18 protein-coding genes are annotated in these 17287 nt (G+C 50.7%); 12 read left to right on the top strand and 6 right to left on the bottom strand.

The window, feature by feature from the left end; all coding sequences use genetic code 11:
- Positions 1–4: 4 nt before the first annotated feature.
- Complete coding sequence (locus tag VGK23_10330) at positions 5–199, bottom strand: hypothetical protein (GenBank protein HEY3420938.1); 195 nt, start codon at positions 197–199, stop codon at positions 5–7.
- A gap of 127 nt (positions 200–326) precedes the next feature.
- Between VGK23_10330 and VGK23_10325 the strand changes: the two genes are divergently transcribed.
- On the top strand, positions 327–1511 hold the full coding sequence (locus tag VGK23_10325) for an SDR family oxidoreductase (protein ID HEY3420937.1): 1185 nt from the start codon (positions 327–329) through the stop codon (positions 1509–1511).
- Between the two features lie 116 nt (positions 1512–1627).
- On the opposite strand, the gene VGK23_10320 is transcribed toward VGK23_10325, so the two are convergent.
- Positions 1628–2392, bottom strand: coding sequence for an ATP/GTP-binding protein (locus VGK23_10320; protein HEY3420936.1), 765 nt, complete (start codon positions 2390–2392; stop codon positions 1628–1630).
- A 125-nt stretch (positions 2393–2517) separates the two neighbouring features.
- On the opposite strand from VGK23_10320, the gene VGK23_10315 reads away from it, so the two are divergent.
- From VGK23_10315 to VGK23_10305, 3 genes are all read left to right on the top strand, one after another.
- Entirely contained in the window at positions 2518–3381 is an 864-nt protein-coding gene (locus VGK23_10315; protein HEY3420935.1) for an SDR family oxidoreductase, read from the top strand.
- Positions 3382–3961: 580 nt separating this feature from the next.
- Entirely contained in the window at positions 3962–4411 is a 450-nt protein-coding gene (locus tag VGK23_10310; protein ID HEY3420934.1) for a hypothetical protein, read from the top strand.
- A 313-nt stretch (positions 4412–4724) separates the two neighbouring features.
- Positions 4725–7394, top strand: coding sequence for a PAS domain S-box protein (locus VGK23_10305; GenBank protein HEY3420933.1), 2670 nt, complete (start codon positions 4725–4727; stop codon positions 7392–7394).
- Positions 7395–7645: 251 nt separating this feature from the next.
- On the opposite strand, the gene VGK23_10300 is transcribed toward VGK23_10305, so the two are convergent.
- Positions 7646–8947 (bottom strand): hypothetical protein, encoded by a 1302-nt coding sequence (locus tag VGK23_10300; protein HEY3420932.1) that lies wholly within the window; start codon positions 8945–8947, stop codon positions 7646–7648.
- Positions 8948–9247: 300 nt separating this feature from the next.
- Positions 9248–9886, bottom strand: a complete 639-nt coding sequence (locus VGK23_10295; protein HEY3420931.1) for a hypothetical protein — start codon at positions 9884–9886, stop codon at positions 9248–9250.
- 139 nt (positions 9887–10025) lie between these two features.
- Here VGK23_10295 and VGK23_10290 point away from each other — a divergent pair, with 139 nt between their 5' ends.
- The gene (locus tag VGK23_10290; protein ID HEY3420930.1) at positions 10026–10757 is read left to right on the top strand and encodes a hypothetical protein; all 732 of its coding nucleotides are present in this window, start codon (positions 10026–10028) and stop codon (positions 10755–10757) included.
- On the top strand, positions 10750–11037 hold the full coding sequence (locus tag VGK23_10285; protein HEY3420929.1) for a winged helix-turn-helix domain-containing protein: 288 nt from the start codon (positions 10750–10752) through the stop codon (positions 11035–11037). The genes VGK23_10290 and VGK23_10285 overlap by 8 nt, the downstream gene beginning before the upstream one ends.
- A 236-nt stretch (positions 11038–11273) precedes the next feature.
- On the opposite strand, the gene VGK23_10280 is transcribed toward VGK23_10285, so the two are convergent.
- Positions 11274–11735, bottom strand: coding sequence for a flavodoxin family protein (locus tag VGK23_10280; protein ID HEY3420928.1), 462 nt, complete (start codon positions 11733–11735; stop codon positions 11274–11276).
- A gap of 249 nt (positions 11736–11984) precedes the next feature.
- Here VGK23_10280 and VGK23_10275 point away from each other — a divergent pair, with 249 nt between their 5' ends.
- Positions 11985–12944, top strand: coding sequence for an NAD(P)-dependent alcohol dehydrogenase (locus tag VGK23_10275; GenBank protein ID HEY3420927.1), 960 nt, complete (start codon positions 11985–11987; stop codon positions 12942–12944).
- A gap of 61 nt (positions 12945–13005) precedes the next feature.
- On the opposite strand, the gene VGK23_10270 is transcribed toward VGK23_10275, so the two are convergent.
- Positions 13006–13668: a helix-turn-helix domain-containing protein gene (locus VGK23_10270; protein HEY3420926.1), complete on the bottom strand. Its 663-nt coding sequence runs from the start codon at positions 13666–13668 to the stop codon at positions 13006–13008.
- A 101-nt stretch (positions 13669–13769) separates the two neighbouring features.
- Here VGK23_10270 and VGK23_10265 point away from each other — a divergent pair, with 101 nt between their 5' ends.
- From VGK23_10265 to VGK23_10245, 5 genes are all read left to right on the top strand, one after another.
- On the top strand, positions 13770–14459 hold the full coding sequence (locus tag VGK23_10265) for a DUF4386 domain-containing protein (GenBank protein HEY3420925.1): 690 nt from the start codon (positions 13770–13772) through the stop codon (positions 14457–14459).
- A 255-nt stretch (positions 14460–14714) separates the two neighbouring features.
- Positions 14715–15005, top strand: a complete 291-nt coding sequence (locus VGK23_10260) for a hypothetical protein (protein ID HEY3420924.1) — start codon at positions 14715–14717, stop codon at positions 15003–15005.
- Entirely contained in the window at positions 14998–15483 is a 486-nt protein-coding gene (locus VGK23_10255) for a PIN domain-containing protein (GenBank protein ID HEY3420923.1), read from the top strand. Before VGK23_10260 ends, VGK23_10255 begins: the two co-directional genes overlap by 8 nt.
- Before the next feature lie 418 nt (positions 15484–15901).
- Positions 15902–16702, top strand: coding sequence for a type I restriction enzyme HsdR N-terminal domain-containing protein (locus tag VGK23_10250; protein ID HEY3420922.1), 801 nt, complete (start codon positions 15902–15904; stop codon positions 16700–16702).
- 207 nt (positions 16703–16909) lie between these two features.
- Positions 16910–17287 (top strand): hypothetical protein (locus VGK23_10245; protein ID HEY3420921.1); only part of this gene is annotated, 378 nt, incomplete at its 3' end.

Here is a 17287-nt window from a genome sequence, read left to right as displayed (position 1 = left end):
GGCGTCAGACCCTTTTTTTCCGGCCGGCCTTATCCTTGTTCATGGCCTCGATCTCTTCTTCCGTCATGTCCCTCTCCAGAACAACCGGTCCCACGTAATCGCACTTCTTGCAGTGATAAATGACGCCGGTTATCATGGCGTTTTCATAGTATAGATCGGACGAGCCGCATTGAGGGCAGGTCAAGATCGTCTTTGACATGAGGAAAGATACGGACGGTCCATTTCTTAAAGCCAATTACCCCCTCGGAGGCTGTCCGGAAGGAGGGCTGTCCATCCGCTAGAAACAATAATCAGGCCACCACATCGTTACGTCTTCAGGTTCCGACATGCTGATCGAATCGAGCAAACTGTCAAAGAACGCACTTGCGGACGAGGTCGCCATAGTGACCGGGTCGGGAAGGGGCATAGGATTTGAGACAGCGAGGGCTTTGCTTTGGCTCGGGGCAAAGGTCGTGATCGCGGAGATCGACGAAGCCAATGGACGAATTGCGGCTGAAAAGATGGAGGCGGAGTTCGGAAAGGAACGGGTCATTTTCACCAGAACGGATGTGGGAGACGAAGGAAGTATTACGCAATTGGTGACCGAAACCAGGAGGTCCTTCGGGTCAGCGACGGTCGTTATCAATAATGCCACGATATTTCCTATGGGTCCGGTTGTTCAGGTGCCGATCGAATCGTGGGACCGCAGCTACCGGGTAAACCTTAGGGGGCCGGTGTTGATGGCGAGGGCTTTCCTACCGGAAATGATCCGATCCAAGCATGGGACCTTCGTATGTGTCTCATCATCCGGGGCTGCACCCTTCATGGGGGCATATGAGGTCTTCAAAACGTCCCAGGTGGAACTGTCCAACACGATCAGTGCAGAGATCGATGGGACCGGGGTCAACGCCTTTACCATCGGCCCAGGAATAGTTCCCACGCCGGGGTTCCTCGATGGAGGGGGCCAGGTAGCCTCCTTCATGGGACTGACCACTGAAGAACTGTTGAATGTGAACCGGGCAGCCTTGCTGACCATCGAAGAGGCCGGGGTCGGCTTCGCAGGGTCTGTGGCGATGGCAGATAAGTATCACGGCAAAGAGGTCAGTTCGATCCAGGTCCTCAAGGACATGGGAATCGAACCGGCGGGGATTGTAGAAGAGATAGGCGGGCCAAGCCCATCGGCTCTACCAAAGGACCTGCTGGACAAGGTTGTTTCCACCTATCGTGAACAGACGCGAGGCTGGAAATCACGGAATCTTTTCGAGCGGCAATGGGTGGCTAGGGACTTCAGGAAACATACTGGGTTCTTCATTGACGAGATGGACAATGCTCTTTCATCCATCCAGGCAGACCAGGCAAGAAGTTTGTCGACGAGGGGGTCTGCCACGCTGCGGGCCTTGCGCAAGTATTATCTCCACCAGGCCGAGCTTTTAAAGGGATTCGAAAAGGACCCAAAGAAGGTCGAGGACGCTTTGGGGACCATCAGATCGTGGGTCTTGGACATAGAAGCGCTTATCGGACCTGCTGAATGATCGCGACCGATCCTTCCTTGACTTGGGTGTGGAATCGGGGTCCATGCGAGCGCGGGATCGAGTTGGTCAAGGCGATGACATGGGGCCCTTATGAACGACCGCCCCCTTGCAAGGGATCAGTCGCTTCTCAGGTCCTCCCCGCCTTGGTAGGATTGCTGGATGGCATTGTATACGTCCTCCATCCCTTCCTGCAGTTCGGCGGAGACCGGCGTCAGGGTCCGGTACATGCCTATGCTCTCCAGCGCCTTGAACAGTTCCAGGGAGAGCGGCACACGAGAATGTGCCTCATCGTCCATCAGGATCGCGTTCAACGCCTCTGGCTCCCGGGACCATTCGAGCACGCGCTCCAGGTCCTCCTCGCTCAACATGTCTGATTTCGACAGGACGTTGACGAACGGGATGGCAAACCTGAAATGGGTGGTGGCACAGAGCATGAGCGAGGAAACGAAACCGGACGGTGTCTTGACCAGGAGAGGGTCCGAAAGGAAGACCAAGAACGATTCGTCCTGCCCCAACTGCTCGATTATCACCTGGCTGCTCTGCCTGAACGCGAACAGCTCTATCTGCCCCGGCGTGTCGATCAGTACGTAAGGGGTCTTGAACCCTTCGACCGCGGCGACCAGTTCCTTCACGTGCAGGGCCATCAGGTCGGCGCAGACGATCTGGGCTCCGTTCGGACCGAGGCCGTAATCGGCCATGACCTCGCCCACCTTCACCCAGTCCCGGATGTCAATGTCCGGTTCGTACGGGATGAACTCCGCACCAGGGTCTAGGTTGATGGTGATGCAGTCAAGCCCTTGAAGGGTCATCCACTGCTGGAATGCATAGACCAGCGAGCTCTTTCCGCTTCCGGCGGTGCCGACGAAGTAAATGTTCACCATGTGATTGACCAATCCTATTGAACCATCTTAAGAGTTTGCAGAAAACCCAGTTGGTTTCGTTGGTCATTCAAGGACCGAAGGTTTCTTGTGGGCAGCGGTCCGAAGCACTCTGTGGTGAAGTGATCATGGCGAACGATCAAATGAAAGGCAAGATAGTTCTCATAACCGGGGCAACCTCAGGCATAGGCCGGGAAACGGCGTACGGATTGGCGGGAATGGGAGCCAAGGTGGTCATCCTGGCACGCAACGCAGAGAAGGCGGCGGCGACGATAGAGAATATCAAAAGGAGGACCGGAAACATGGAGACAGATTTCATCAAATGCGACCTGGCATCCCTTGACAGTGTGAGAAAGGCCGCTGATGTCTTCAGGACCGGATATCAGCGACTCGACGTGCTTATCGACAACGCCGGGCTGGTCTCCGGCAAACGAAAGGTTACCATTGATGGTTTCGAGTATACCTTCCAGGTGAATCACCTATCTCATTTCCTGCTTACCAATCTGCTGCTGGACGTCCTCAAGAGAAGCGCCCCGTCCAGGGTGATCGTGGTCGGTTCAGCGGCCCATTCCAGTGCCCATCTGGATTTCAATGACCTTATGATGGAAAAGAACTACTCCTCGTTCAAGGCTTATGGTCGCTCCAAACTGGCGAATCTGCTTTTCTGTTTCGAGCTGGCCAGACGGCTGCAGGGGACCGGGGTGACCGCGAACTGTCTGCATCCAGGAGTCGTCCGCACCAATTTCGGCCATGAGCTTGAGGGAGCCGCCAAGGCCTTCGTCCCATTGGCCTATCCGTTCATGATATCGGCGCGAAAAGGAGCGACGACATCGATCTATCTGGCCTCGGCTCCAGAGATGGAGAACGTATCGGGAAAATACTTTTCCAAGAAAAGAGTGGTATCGTCCTCGCCAGAATCGACCGACCAGGAGGTCGCCAAAAGGCTTTGGGATATAAGTGCAAAACTCACTGGATTGGACATGATCCAATAATCTCAGGCCATAGGTCGGTTCGTTCGTCGGGAGAACCCGAATAGTGGTTAGGACCACCGAGAGTGTTGAGCCATGTGTGATCCATACACCATTTTCGCCTGATTGGATGATGAGAGATGAGCGGTTTCAAAGCAGCCTCAGGTAAGGCAAGAGGCCCCATTTTGGCCTGAGAAATCGAAATGACCAGGGATCATCGACCACGTACGACCGTCAGTCTTTTAGACCGGGATTTAGTTCAGGAGGAAGGAAGATAATGGCAAAAAGGATGCACTGGGAAACATTGGGACTCGGATCTGTAGCGGCATTCGCACTGGGCCTTTTCACTTTTGGGCTGTTTGGTGCCGTTATCCTGACCGCCGTTGTATTGGTAATCCTAAGCATCCTAAGATTCAGGTAGCGCCCACGAATATGTTTCCGATAGTGTCAATCTTCGCCTTTTCCGGCACATCGATGGAATGTTTCCTTATTTTTAAGAATAATCGATGCCAGAGCGAATGTTTCATATTGGTCGGATAGAATATTATGGTCAAACTGTCCGAAATTAAAAACTATATGAAGCGCATACATACCCCGAGGAAAGGTGAAATTTAGAACAGCGACTTTCCTCGATCCATGCATTTACGGATGGGATAAAAACCCTAGGGACATGAGCAAAAATGTTTCGATCAGCATGTCCCATGGAGAAAAAGTCTACAGACTGGGTGAGGAGATGGATATAAAAATCAAAGGTGTGTTGGTAAGGATCAGCAAAAAACTGGACATGATCGACGATTCGATCGATAACAGCATAAGATCCAAGGAAGACGATATAAAGAAGGTTTTGGAAAAATTGGTTGATTCCTTGGACAGGCTAATCTATGACGAGAACTACTTCGGAAAACCCTACCCCGAGATTCTGGTTCTGCATGAGCTTAAAACGCTGTTGAAGGATGCCGATGGGCCGGCCTTGGAAACCAACATAAAGAAGACAAAAGAGACGATCTACTCTTTGTTGGTAAAGGAAAAGCGCGCACAGAGAAGCCTCTCTTAAGGGTGCGTAACCGTTCCGCAAACATAGCCATGAGCGGATGCTATGGATTCTAAGTATCCACATTAGGACATTTATCGGTCCGGATGGCGTTCGATCATCTCATGATTATGGAAGGAGCGATATGGTGAGGGAACGTACCCGTAGAAATGTCCATAACGACCTGAAGGAGGTCATGTGACATACATGAGACGTCTAAAGATAGGTGACTCTCAAGACCGCTAAGGCAAAAGCATGCATCGGATAGAGCCTGCCAAATTGAAATCTATGCTGAGAGAATAAAATAAATACGCATAATATGGTCAAAGCTGGCCTGATGTCGCCACAAGCAATACAGATCCTGTCCGTCGATGACGAACCCTACATATGCGATCTGACAAAGGAATTTCTAGAGATGTCTGGGTCGATAAAGGTTGACGTGGCCCGGTCGGTGGAGGAAGCCAGAGAGTCGATCGCCAAAAAATATTATGATGCGATCGTATCCGATTACCAGATGCCTGGTGAGGACGGCATAAGATTCCTCAAATCGTTGCGTGCTTCTGGGGACACCATCCCTTTCATTCTATTCACTGGCAAAGGCAGGGAAGAGGTCGTAATTGAAGCGATAAACAATGGTGCCGATGCATATCTCCAAAAGGGCGGAGAACCTAGATCGCTCTTCGCGGAACTGGAACACAGGATAACCACCATAGTTCGAAGGCACCATGCCGAGTCCGCATTGTTGGACAGCGAATCGGAGTTCCGCACATTGTTCCAAGATAACCCAGATTCCATTTCGATCGTCGGTGTCAAGGGCGAAGTATTGAACTGCAACCAGGCCGCGGCCGACATGGTGCTATTGCATAAGGAAGAGATAATCGGTGGAAGCGTATCAGATCTCGGGGTCTTTGATCAGGAAACCCTTGAGCTCTTCCAAAAATCGATAATCGCCATGATGAAAGGTCTTCCTACCTCTCCCATCGTTGCCCGGGTCCACCGGAAGGATGGCACCATAAGATGGGTGGAGCTGCGCTCCTCGGGCATTAGGAAAGGCAGCAAATGCGATGCTTTCCAGGTCATAGCCAGGGACATAACAGAACGTAAGAGATCTGAACAGTCCTTAAAACAGAACAATGAGGAACTGAACGCTGTCAATCAACAACTGGCAGCGGCACAAGAGGAACTTCGCAAGCAACTGAAGGCGATAACCGAAGGACAAGAGGAGCTGAAGAGGGAGAAGGCCCTCTCAGAGACGCTGGTGGAAAGTCTCCCCGGTATCTTCTACCTTTATAACGGGCAGACCATGCGAATGGTCAACTGGAACAAGAATCACCGGGAGGTGAGCGGCTACTCGGACGAGGAGATGCTGGACAAGCACGTATTTGAGTGGTTCCGGCCGGAGGACGCCAAGGCGGCGCTGGACGATATTGAAACGTGTATGTCAGAGGGCAAGACCAGCTTCGAAACCCAGTTGGTGATGAAGGATGGTCGAGAGGTCCCTTATCTTTTGACATCGAGCAGATTGGACACCAAGGAAGGCACCTTCTTCATGGGGGTGGGGATCGATGTCACCGAACGTCGAGAGCTCGACAAGCACATGACGGAGCTCAATCGCGAGCTCGGTGAGAAGGAGGATCGTCTCAGGAGGCTGATGGAGCAATCCTTTGATGCGATCATCACCCACCAGAATGGCAAGATCGTCCAAGCCAATGAAACGGCCAGCATGCTCATGGGGGCGAGATCGGTCGAGGACCATCTGGGACGATCGGTATCCGAGTTCGCCGGACCCGGTTCAGAAGGGATCATTGAGCACAGGATGAATTTCCTTTACGCCAATCCTGGGACCGTTGCTCCTCTTATGGAGGAGAAGTTCCGCCGACTTAATGGAGGGGTCATAGACGTCGAGGTGATGGCCACTAGCTATTTGGAGGACGGTAAACCGACCGCCCAGGTCATATTCCGTGACATCACCGAGCGGAAACGTCTGGAGAAAGAGCTCAGGGAGAGCGAGGAATTCCATCGGCACCTGATGTCGAACCTATCTATCGGAGTGGTCATCATCGATCCCGTGAAACGAACGATAGAGAGCGTGAACGAGGCAGCGGCGGCAATGCTAGGCTGCGATGAAAGGGAGATGGTAGGCGATGTGTGTCACGACTATCTCTGTCCAGGCCTTAACGGCGTATGTCCAGTTTGCGATAGCGGGATGGAGGTGAAGAACCTCGAGCGAACGCTGATGTGCGCCGATGGCAGTAACCGTCCAATTTTGAAGACCGTCAAGAAGATCAGCATCCACGGAAAGGAAAGGATGTTGGAATGTTTCATGGACATCACTGAACGGGAGAAGGCCCAATCGGCGCTGCGAGAGACCAACAAGAAGCTCAACCTGCTATCCAACATCACCCGGCATGACATCAACAACCAATTGATCGTTCTGACCGGATATCTGGGGTTGATGGAGAGCGTGCAGAACGCCTCAGCCGCGGAGTTATATCTGGCCAAGGCCCAGAAGGCCGCTGAACGGATATCCGCAATGATCCAGTTCACCAAGACCTATGAGGACATCGGCATCCATGCACCTTCATGGCAGAACGTCCATGAACTGGTGGAGAAATGCTCCGCCGATCTTCATCTTGGGGGGATCGAGATCGTCAACGACCTTCCCAGAAGCACCGAGATATTCGCCGACCCGCTGATAAGCAAGGTTTTCCTCAATCTGATCCAGAACGCGAAGATCCATGGAGGCGATATCAAGACCATCCGATTCTCCGTCGACGATCGCGATGGGTCGCGTGCCATCATCTGCGAGGATGACGGCGTAGGCATCCAATCAGACATCAAGGAGAAGCTTTTCACCAAGGGTTTTGGGAAGGGTCACGGATTCGGCCTATTCTTGTCCCGCGAGATACTTTCGATCACCGGGATCGACATGACCGAACAGGGAATGACCGGGAAAGGAGCCAAATTCGTTATTTCGGTGCCGGTCAGCGGCATCAGGGGAGCTTGATCTTTTATCGCTGAATGTTTCTGGACCTTGCAGAGAGATCCTTTATATTCCAGCCCCAGGAAACATGAACTAGGGTTTGCGGCAACTATAAAAAAACATGTGACGATGATCCAAATGGTCCCAGCCGTTCACGGAGGCTATCAATGCTCTTATGGACTCGAATTCACTGTCGAATTTCTCGGAAGAATCAAAATGAGCTGTGGACCGAAAAAAAGGAATTTTGGGTTTGTGCTCTCCACGATGTTTTGTCGTCAAAGAGGGTACACATTCCCAGAAAGGATTGCGGTCCAGGTGTATGATTCCTCCCAAAGACCGTTCCAATGGAACCACGTTATCGAATATTTGTCATAATTCACATGGTAATATCCGCCCCAGAGCTGCTCGGTCTTTACCTCTGCTCCTGGGTGGATCACGTATAATGATTGACTGAACTGTAAGTTGTCCTCATCGATGTCATACCACCATTGTGCGCGGGGCGCCCCTAGATCGCATTGATTATAAATTCCAACGGGATCAAAGGGAAATGACCACCCAACGGCTGGTCCATTAGCATCGATGCTGACGCTGATGATGGATCCGCTGACCTGTGTGGTGGGGCTGTAATCTATCAGCCATCTTGTCGGGTAATCGCTCCCCAAGGCCGCAAGGTTCTGGGTGTTTATGTTCATGTCTCCATTTGACCATCCCCAGTAACCTGTCTGTCCAGGGATGTCCAGAAGCCCGTATTTTACATAGTAATAGTTAAAATTTGAATCTCCGTCGTCAGCCAGGTAGTAATAGTTTGTCACAACGTTCATGTAGCCATGGGTGGTATCAGCTGGTTCAGAGTAAGTGAAATCGGTGTCGTGTACCCAGTGTGGGGTAAGCAACATGCTCATCGCACCTGATGAAGCGGGCGCCGAACCCGATGCAAGTTCCGACGATCCGCCTATCTTTTGAAACGCCCAGGAATAGGCAGATCGCACTTGCGCAGCATCGACCTGTTGTCCTTGACTGCCCCCGCTATAGGTCGATGAGCCCCCAGTTGATGGGTAGTATCTTAGACCATAAATGGTGCAATTGACAGCATAAAGTTGAGAAATGTGATTTCCTTCGACCGACCGGTTTTCTGCGGAAATCACAGCCTTATCCTCATTTGTATTGGTTTGAATCCGATCAGCCGCCCTGCTTAATAAATATTGATCGTTATTTATCAATATGACTGGGATACCGGATTCTATAACTTTGGTCAGATCGGCCGAAACCGATGCCAATTGCAGATCGTTCAAACTCGCCTGATCGATGATGACTATGTCTTGATTCGTAACCAAGGTCCCAAGTTCATTTACGTTTATCTCGACTGAATTTGAACCGATCTGGCCGATCTGATCGCTTGCATCGATCGAAGTTCCTGAGCCTCCCAGCCATTTCACGGTTACATCGGTCCTTATATTCACATTCGATCCAGCCCGAGTATTGCCGCCTGCCTCGGCAAGTGATAATATTGGCACTAATGCCAGGATACCGACCACGACCATCGCGACCAGCGCTCTACGTCTCCACCCTTTTTCCATTGTATCTTCCTGAGGCAATGGAGCTAAGTCAAGAAGACTGCCGCGATCCACCAAATGCCGAAATTTCGACCTTTCTCCAACTTCCCCAGAATGAAATCGGAATTTCAATATATTATGAACATGAACCTGATGTTCATAATTCTTATAGACCTGTTACCATCGAAACGCCTCTTTATTATTATCGCTACAACCTACTATCTAAGAATCCGGTATCGTAGCCGCATCCTAACAAATTACTGTTCGGACCCTTAAGCAATGGCCAAGAATGAGAATTCTGTTATCGGGAAATGATTCCGCCGGTCACTCTCCGCGCGGAAGGTTCGAAATCCATTGTATGTTCGAATACGAGATCGTTAGAGATAGATTGTTACCATATACATCTGAATAGTTCAGCATGACCGGCAAGCCAGTACCATTTGCGATCCATTGCTCCATTGTTGTCCCCTCGCTGCTGTTGCTATAGTGGGCTGCGATCCCGTTCGAATAGACGCCTTGGATATCGTACCGGTTGACATTCTCGTAATTGATGAAATCACCAAAACCATCGGCCCATAGGTCAGAAGTGTTCGCTCCATTGTAATGACTGAAGCCGTGGACCAGCAGGCCTCCTATGCCCGTGAGGTTCAATCCATTATAATAGAAATATTCCGAGGCCAGGAAAGGCTCAGAGCCGAACGGGGAAGTCTGGTCCGTCGGTGCCCTGGGAGCGAGGGTCAGGACATAGTAATCTGGACCGCGATCGTTCCTCTCGGTGAAATAATAGATGAACTCCCCACCAACGCTAACATTGTGAACCGTTCCATGGATACTGAACTCGATGTAATCACCGTTAGAAAGGGGAAAAGACCTCTGGTTTGACCCATCTGATTTTGGATCTAGAACCGTTATTATTACAACGAAAACCACGACGGTGACTACGAAGATGGCTAGCGCCTCCATGATCCTCCTCCTTGGCTTCCTTAAGGGCATATTGTCTGTGTCCATTCATTTCCCCTGCATGATGAGAATCCGTTTATATTAACAAAGTGAACATCGCGTTCATCATTATCATTAATAAATAGTCCCATTTTACTTTCCGGTGAACGTGATCGATCCGCAGACAATCAGCATTTTGGCACAAGTGCTAATTGCGCCGATCTCCCTAATTATTGCCAGCATAGCTCTATGGGGGTATATCAAAGTCGGAAGCGGATCATCCCTGCTGCTATCCATTTCTTTCTTTCTGCTTTCATGTTTGTCATTTCTCCCAATCGCGGGAGCGATGGGATTGTTCCAGTGGCCTTCAAGCATCCAAGGATCAGATTTCAATGAAAATTCGATCACGATCCTCAATGTCCTATCCATCATCCAGACCTCCGCATTTGCCATATTGGCCTTTATCTATCTCAATGAATTGAGGAACAGGACGATCACTCTTGGTCGGGTTCAATTGGACGTCCTGGCAGCTTCATTGGCTTTCACTTTTGTGTATTCATTTTACTCCTTCAACAGGTATTCCGGGACCTCATTCAGCCATCCTGTCTTTCCATACGTCACAGCGACAATTTCCGTCGTTCTGATGTTGTTGATCATAACACTGGTCTTCTCGTTCTATAGGGCCAAAGGGAATAAGGACGCCCTCATCGGGATGTTGGGATATCTGCTGATCCTCTCCAACGTGGCATACGGCTTTCTCAACTATGATTCGGTTGTTTGGTCGATCACGCATAATGGGACTGACTGGGGAGCTGCCATTGCGAATGTCCTGAGTTTGTCAGGATATATCGTGATCCTTGCTGCGATTATCCGGAAGAGGGTGGCCCATGGCTGAGGGGGGATCCAAGCACCGTTCCAGATCCCGCATCTTTGCCGACATCCTAAGGTCGATCGAGGTAGGTGAGAACCTCAAGATAACGCACCTGCTGCATTCAGCCAACGTTCCCCATGACCGTTTGGTTAAGTACCTGGCTCAGATGGAGAAATCTAATCTGATTGCTAGATCGGGGGACGGAGAGGGAACGGCCTACACCATTACTCAGAAAGGAAGGATGTATCTGGTCGAGTTCAAGAAGCTCGAAGAGTTCAGCAGCATTTTTGGGGTTGAAATATGAGAGCATCACCATATCAATCAATTGGGCCTGCAATTACATTGACGATTCACGGCCTGTTATGCAATGAGGCATATGCCCGAAGCACCGCAGGAGGTAATGAACTGACCTGAACATACATGTGATTATTGTGCGGCGATGCTCGTTCTTTGATTTTCCAGTGAGATTCAAGCGGTTTTGAGCAGCGAACGACAGAAGGGCCTAGACCTAAGCAGGGAAAGGTAGATCTGGGCCGATCATCAGGTCTCCATTTTTTGCTTCAACCCTTGAGCGAACCCCTCAGCGCGTTTGAGGTCTTCAGCATTGGGCCTTCCCTTGTTCAGTCCCCCGAAGTACTTCAGGAAGCTATTGGTGTTGAAACCTCCGCAATTGTATTCATCAACGATGATGTAACCCTTCGATACCAATCTCTCCCTGAGCGACGAGTGGATCAGGTCGATCCTCTTATCGAAACTGGTCGAAAAAATGAAAACCTTCTTTCCTACGGCCGATGGCATTCTATCGGCAAGGGCCAGCAGGTCTGTATGGTGCTTTCCATCATAGATCCCTGACCCAAATCCTATCAGGTCATACTGTTGAAGCTCGTCTGGACCTGTCTCTTGCGGTGTTCTTATCTGAGCATCAAGAACAGATGCGAAGACTTTTGCTATCTTTTCGGTGTTGTTATGATGATATGAGCGCAGGACCAAGATGGATCTCATGGGTGGAAGATATGATCATCTGAATAATATAATAATGGGGGAGGGTGCATGCTCGGGAGCTTGCATCCACAAAATAAAGGAAGATCGGCCCCCTCATACCGGCACAATCGCCCGCTACCAAAGAGACTGCCCTGGTCGCTCTTTCGACCGACCGACACATATCGAAGTCGTCACAGATGGGCAGACTATTTCTAATCGAGGAGAGGTCATCATTGTTGAAGGTGGATCGGACCTGATGGAGCATGTAGGATGAAGGCCGTTGTGTGGACCAATTATGGACCTCCAGATGTCCTTCAACAACAGGATCTGGAGCGGCCGACCCCAAAGGACAATGAGGTCTTGATCAAGGTCCGTGCGGCTTCCATAAATTCATGGGACTGGGAGCTCCTCAACGGCCGGGGGCATATTAGTCTGGGAGGCCGGTTAAAACCCCCATATAAGGTACTTGGATGCGATGTGGCGGGAACGGTCGAGGATGTGGGCAGGAACGTCACCCGCTTCAGGCCTGGGGATGAAGTGTTTGGAGACATCAATCGGGACGGCTGGGGTGGTTTCGCAGAATATGTATGTGCCAGAGAGACATCATTATCGATGAAGATGACCGGTCTGTCCTTCGAACAGGCCGCGGCAATACCCCAGGCGGCTGGGCTCGCCATCCAGGGGCTTCGGGACAAAGGGAAGATCGAGTCCGGACAACGGGTCCTGATCAACGGAGCAGGGGGCGGAGTGGGCACGTTCGCGGTCCAGATAGCGAAATCGTTCGGAGCCGAGGTCACTGGCGTGGACAGGGCGGAGAAACTAGACATGCTGCTTTCGATAGGCGCCGACCACGTCATCGATTTTAATAAGGAAGATTTTACCAGGAATGGTCTGGAATATGACCTGATCGTCGACGTCGTGTCCCATCGCTCGGTCTTCGATTATAAGCGTGCATTGGCCCCCAAGGGCATCTGTGTTCTCGTCGGAGGTTCTGGAGGTGCGGTCCTCGGGTCCCTGTTCCTCGGTTCATGGGTCCTAAGGAAGCGGAAGGTCACTCTACTTTTGTACAAACCAAATCCTCTTGACCTTGCCCTGATCTGCGAACTCTTCGAAGCTGGTAAGGTCGTACCAGTCATCGACAAGCGATTTGCGCTCAGAGAGGTCGCCGATGCGTTCCGATATTATGCAGAAGGCAACGCCAAAGGAAAGATCGTTGTGACCGTTCAATGATATATCATGGCATCTCGATCTCACCGATCCCCTCTCCCACATCACTGGTTTGGTGTCGTATCTACTTGTTCAGTTCCGGAGAGCCGGCCAATATCTCCGTGAATATCCTATTTTCCGCTTTTCTCAGGTGCTCTAGCAGTGTTGGCTTGCTGATGTTCACCTTTTCTGACAACTGTTCGCTGCTTATCCTCTTGGGGATGTCATAATAGCCATATCTGTAAGCGGCAGCCATCATCTCCCGCTGCTTATCTGTCAGAATGGATAGGAGGTCCCTCTTCTCATAGGTTGACTTCTTGAAGGACATATTGACAACCTTGCCAATGTCGGCCTTCACTAGGTCAACGAATCTCATCATATCCTTCTGGCTGCTGATGAAGCTGACGATGACCCTATCCTCGGATACCAGGCTGGGGGCGGTATAGATGAGGTTCAGTTCCCTGAACACATCGGTCGTGTCCTTACTTTCATGCCCCAATACCAGGCAGATGTGCTTGTCGCCTTCCGACCGGATTACGCTGAGGATGTCCATGTTGCCGATGGATGTCAGGTCGTTGATCGAAACGCCTTCCTTCAGATGACACTCGATGAGGTCGACGAAGAGATTCTTCATATGGTCCAACTTTAGGACCTCCAAGACCTCGTAGGAGCGGATGTGGGTGAACAACGGGCTCTGGAACACTTTGGTGGTCTCATACGGTTCTATCTCGATAATCACTTTCCGCATCGGCATATTACATGATTGTGGTAAACAGTATATAAACTGCCATATCTGTATGGCTCAAATTCCAAGTAATTTTCAGTCGTTCTTCTTCTTAGGTGAAGAAAATGAAAGAAAGTTACTATAGAAAAACTTCCGCGATCGTCGGTGCCTTGTTTATCCTGGCCACCATAACCTCATTGGCCAGCGGATTGCTATTAGGCACAGCTCTGGAGAGTTCCGATTATATCCTCAAGCTGCCCGAAATCGAGAATAATATCATGATGGCAGCATTGTTCGAGATGGTCCTGGCCATATCATTGGTCGGCATCGGGGCATTAATGTTCCCGATCCTCAGAAAACACGTGGAAGGTCTCGGTATGGCTTATGCTGGAATCAGGATAATGGAGGCCGTTTTCATTGTTGTCAGCGCGGTCTGCCTGCTCTTGATGCTAATGATGGGGCAGGAATATGCAACAGGACGCCTGGACGTGTCCAGCTCTCAATCAATTGGCGCATTGCTGATTTCGTTACGTGGGTTGTCCTTTATGTTCGGGACGTTGATACTCCTAAGCTTCGGTGGTCTGGCGCTCAACTGCGTCCTATATCGATCGAGGATTGTGCCGCGATGGCTATCGGCATGGGGCCTCATAGGGGGCGTCGGAATCCTGATTTACGGTATAATGGGTCTGTTCGGGACCGACACTAACGTGTTTGACGCGACCTCCCTTTTGGCCGTTCCGATCGCGGTGCAGGAGATGGTGTTCGCCTCATGGTTGATCATCAAAGGCTTCAACTCTCCGAGGGAACACCTATGAAGGCAGCCATATGCTCAAGATATGGGCCACCGGAGGTCCTTCAGCTCAAGGATGTTGAAAAACCGACTCCCAAGAACAATGAAGTACTGATAAAAGTCCATGCCACAACAGTACATCGGGGGGATTATTTATACTTACAAATCTTATATTTATCAACAAACATTTATAACCCTGCGATTGCTTAAGCACTATCGCCAAGATGCAGTTCATGCGATGACGGGGCACCTGTCATAGCGTAGTAAGGGGGTCTGGGCAATGAATAACGTTTACAGTAGAGGAAATGCACTATCTCTCAGAGAATCAGGAGAGCATATGAAGGAACGCCCTAAAGTGGCGTCACGTCAATCTCCGATGAAGAGACTAGCCGATTTAGAAGCCGATATAAATGAGATCAAGATCTCGATAAACACATTAAAGGAAACGCGAGCCATTCTGCCAGTCTGCACAAGCCTAAAGGAGAAATGCCATGGCAAAAGCTTGATTGGCATGCTTGAGGGAGATATTTCCGACCCCAAGGCTTTTAGGCAGCGGATCATGAATGACTAAGTCGAGGATATTCCTTGACTCGAACGTGATCCTAGATGTAACGGTAGAGGCTACAACCCGCGAAAGTCAGGCATCGGTCGAACTTTTTAAAGCTCTGGATGCGGGTCGATTGGAGGCTATGGTTATTACTCCAGTCATTACCGAGGTATATTACATTACATTTGAGGAAACGGCAAATGAGGATCGAGCAATTTCTGTGATTGATGGCCTCGCATGTACCAAAGGGATCGAAGTAATAGCGATCAGCGACATCGTTGCCGAGAAGGCAGGATGTCTGATGTCAAAATATAACTATGATGTCATAGGCAAACGGGCGATAATAAAACCCCAATCAGATCGCCTTTCCATTGTGGATAGCCTCATCTTGGCCGCCTCATCCGTCACTGCCGATTCCATCGTCTGCTCGCATGAGCGTAAGTTCAAGAACATATCAGAAGTAACTACAAAGACTCCAAGGGAATTGATGAGTGGACGATGAATCATTGCTTCTCGTCGTCTTCTCCTAAAAATCTATCCATCGAGCTTCTTAATCTTGTTGAGGACCGCCCCATCCTCGAGCACAATCTCATATTCTTCCGGTGAGATATTTCCCTCAGATGCCTCATCGCACAGATCAATGATGTCGCCTTTAAGGAGGCGAGCTAAGATCGCCTTTAATGATCATCGAGTTGCCCTCGAGGTCCTGGATCTTCCACGGACCGGCTGCGTTCCAATCCATGATCTTATCGAACGTTCGGTAGGGTTATGACGTCGACGGGGAGAGATGGGTGAAGTGAACGGTTTTTTTATTATAAGTCTCTCATAAAGAACATATACTCACCACTTACTAGTTAATTACGAAGGTGGGGGTCACGGATCAGAAAACCCAATTAAGCATCAGGCATTCCCTGAAGAAAATGCTGCCGCACCTGTTGGCGGCCAAGGAACAGAACATCAACGAAGCGGACACCGTTGTGAGGATCATCAAGGTCCTCGAGGACGTTCTGGGGTATGACCCTATGTCGGAGATCTCCCGGGAGGCACAGCTCCGAGACAAGTACGTTGATCTCATGATCAAGATAGGCGGCGTCCCGAAGCTGATAATCGAGGCCAAGGCTGCAGGCGTCGAGCTCCGTGACCGGCACATCGAGCAGGCGGAGAACTATGCCTCCAAAAACAACTATCCCTGGGTGTTGCTCACCAATGGAGTAGTCTGGAGATTGTACCACTTGACCTTTGAGGAAGGGATCGAATACGACGTCGCGTTCAACGTCGACCTAAGCAAGGATGACTTCAATCACTGCGCGGATACATTGGCGGTCCTTCACCGTTCATCGATCGCCTCCAATAAGCTGGCCGCGTTCTGGGCCTGCCGCGTTGCTCTGAGCCCCGACTCGATCTCCAAGGCGCTCTTGCATGAGGATGTCCTGAATGAACTGCGACGACAGATTAAGAAGGACACCGGCACGAACATGGAGATCGACGAGCTCGCTGAAGCGCTACATGACATGTTTTCCCAAGAGGTTCGCGAACAGGTCGGTGCAATGAGGATAAGGAAGAACAGGAAGCCCCCAGCCAAGCCGCAAGGAGAGAAGGCGGTGCCAGTCGAGGCGGAGATGCCGCCGGTCGGTGAGGTATCTGAGATGCCGGGTGCTCCTTGCATCAAACCCGTAGTTGACGAGGAGACCGCGGAAAAGGACGAGAAGAAGCAGCAATAGGTAAGTTCCATAAGAAAACATAGCCATATCATCCAGAGCATTTCATTCCATCCTTTGAGCCTTTTCAACTCCCAATCGACAGAATGAAAGCGTGAGGAGTACGTCTTCTTCTCAATCCCTTTATCCTCGACCTGGAGCGGCTCACGCTGCGCATAGAGTACCCGAAAGGGGGCGGCACCTACCGACGTCACCATCCTGAGGGACGATATGGTCCCGTACATCAGGCAGTACCTCGCCGACCGGGAGAGGCACCTCCGGGAGCAGGGCAAGACATCGACAATGCTATTTCCCAACGTGTACGTGACCGCGAATGGGGGCGTGTACTCGCTCATGAAGTTCAACGAGATCAAGCGCGAGGTCGAGAAACAGGCAGACGTGAAGTTCCTGATAAAGGACTTTCGCAACTCGTCGGCGACGGACGCGCTCGATCGGGACCCTAGAGTTCTCTCCATGATCTCCACGCAGATGGGGCATAAGCACGAAGCTACCACGCAAGATCACTATGCTAGGATCAAGCAAGGTAGGGCCGGCAAGGAGCTCCGCAAGCTGTTGAACCCGGTTCAAAAGGTACCGATAGATGAGCTG

The organism is Methanomassiliicoccales archaeon (assembly GCA_036504055.1).
Lineage (GTDB): Archaea > Thermoplasmatota > Thermoplasmata > Methanomassiliicoccales > UBA472 > DASXVU01.
The sequence above is the reverse complement of the archived record's forward strand: the minus strand, read 5'-3'. Positions and strand labels throughout refer to the sequence as shown.